Source organism: Streptomyces hygroscopicus subsp. hygroscopicus (genome assembly GCF_001553455.1).
Taxonomy (GTDB): Bacteria; Actinomycetota; Actinomycetes; order Streptomycetales; family Streptomycetaceae; genus Streptomyces; species Streptomyces hygroscopicus.
Genome location: NZ_BBOX01000395.1, coordinates 1 through 2,054, shown reverse-complemented (window position 1 = coordinate 2,054; position 2,054 = coordinate 1). Strand labels below are relative to the sequence as shown.

At 75.9% G+C, this 2,054-nt stretch carries 1 protein-coding gene; it reads left to right on the top strand.

All coding sequences use genetic code 11. The features are described 5' to 3' along the window. Nucleotides 1-2,054, top strand: a 2,054-nt coding sequence (locus AXW62_RS33130; RefSeq protein ID WP_252368824.1) for a type I polyketide synthase, incomplete at both ends; no start/stop codon positions are given.

Here is a 2,054-nt window from a genome sequence, read left to right as displayed (position 1 = left end):
CCCGCCGCACCGGCCACCGGAACCACCGGGACGCACACCGACCCGGACCCCGTGCCGCCCACGGACCGGACGGACCGGACGGACCGGCTCGGCGGCACGGAGCGGGACCGCGATCCGCTGGACACCGTACGGACGACCGTGGCCCTCGTCCTCGGACACCCCGAGCCGGGCGCCATCGACCTGAGCCTCACCTTCAAGGAACTGGGCTTCGACTCGCTGGCGGCGACCGAACTGAGCGAGCGGCTCGGCACGGCCACCGGGCTGCCCCTGACCGCCACGCTCACCTTCGACCACCCCACACCACTTTCCGTCGCCGAACACCTGCGGGCCCGCACCGCCACCCCCGCCACCGGCCCCTCGGCGGCCCCGCCCGCGCGACCGGCCCGCGCAACCAGCGACGGTGACGAGCCGATCGCGGTGGTGGCCATGGGCTGCCGCTTCCCGGGCGGGGCCGACTCACCCGAGGCGCTGTGGCGGCTGGTGGCCGAAGGCGTCGACGCGATCGGGGAATTCCCCCGGGACCGCGGCTGGGACCTGGCGGGACTCTTCGACCCCGACCCGGACCGCCCCGGCACCAGCTACGCCCACGAGGGCGGCTTCCTGTACGACGCCCCGCAATTCGACGCGGAGTTCTTCGGGATCAGCCCCCGCGAGGCGCTGGCCACCGAACCCCAGCAGCGGCTGCTGCTGGAAACCGCGTGGGAGACCTTCGAACGGGCGGGCATCCGCCCCACCGACCTGCGGACCAGCCCGACCGGAGTGTTCGTCGGAGTGATGCCCCAGGACTACGGGCCCCGGCTGCACGAGGCGCCCAACGGGCTCGACGGCCATCTGCTGACCGGTGGCACCCCGAGCGTGGTCTCCGGCCGGATCGCGTTCACCTTCGGCCTGGAGGGACCCGCGGTGTCGGTGGACACCGCGTGCTCGTCGTCGCTCGTGGCCGTCCACCTGGCGGTGCGGGCGCTGCGGCAGGGCGAGTGCGCGCTGGCCCTGGCCGGCGGGGTGACGGTGATGGCCGCGCCCGGCATGTTCACCGGCTTCTCCCGCCAGCGGGGGCTGGCCCCCGACGGGCGGTGCAAGCCGTTCGCGGCGGCGGCCGACGGCACCGGCTGGGGCGAGGGCGTCGGCCTGCTGCTCCTGCAGCGGCTGTCCGACGCCCGGCGCGACCGGCACCGCGTACTGGCGCTCATCCGCGGTTCGGCCGTCAACCAGGACGGCGCCTCCAACGGTCTGACCGCGCCCAACGGCCCCGCCCAGCAACGGGTGATCCGCCGAGCCCTCGCCGACGCCCGGCTGTCGCCGTCCGACGTGGACGCCGTCGAGGCACACGGCACCGGAACCACCCTGGGCGACCCGATCGAGGCCCAGGCCCTGATCGCCACCTACGGCCGGGAACGGCCCGTGGACCGGCCCCTGTGGCTGGGCTCGCTGAAGTCCAACATCGGCCACACCCAGGCGGCGGCCGGCGTGGCGGGCGTCATCAAGATGGTGATGGCCATGCGGCACGGACTGCTGCCCGCCACCTTGCACACCGACACGCCCAGCCCCCATGTCGACTGGGACAGCGGTGCGGTGCGGCTGCTGACCGAGCCGGTGGAGTGGCCGCCCGGCGCCCGCCCCCGCCGCGCCGGTGTGTCCTCCTTCGGCATCAGCGGCACCAACGCGCATCTGATCGTGGAACAGGCTCCCGAGCCCGACGCCGCCCCCACCGGCCCCCGAACCGGCCGGGGCGAGGGCCCGGTGCCCTGGGTGCTGTCCGCCCGGAGCGCCGCGGCGCTCCGGGGACAGGCACGGCAGCTGGCCGCTCGCACCTCCGCCGACCGGGCACTCTCACCCCGGGACGTGGGCTGGTCCCTCCTCACCACCCGGACGGTGTTCGACCACCGCGCGGTGCTGGTCGGCGGGGACCGCGACGAACTCACCGCCGCCCTCGGGGCGCTGGCGGCCGGGGAGACCCACCCGGGCGTGGTGGGCCCCGGCCTCACCCGCTCCGGCACCGGCGCGGCCGGTGGCGTGGGTCCGGTGGCGCCCGCTGGTGGTGTGGGTCCGGTGCT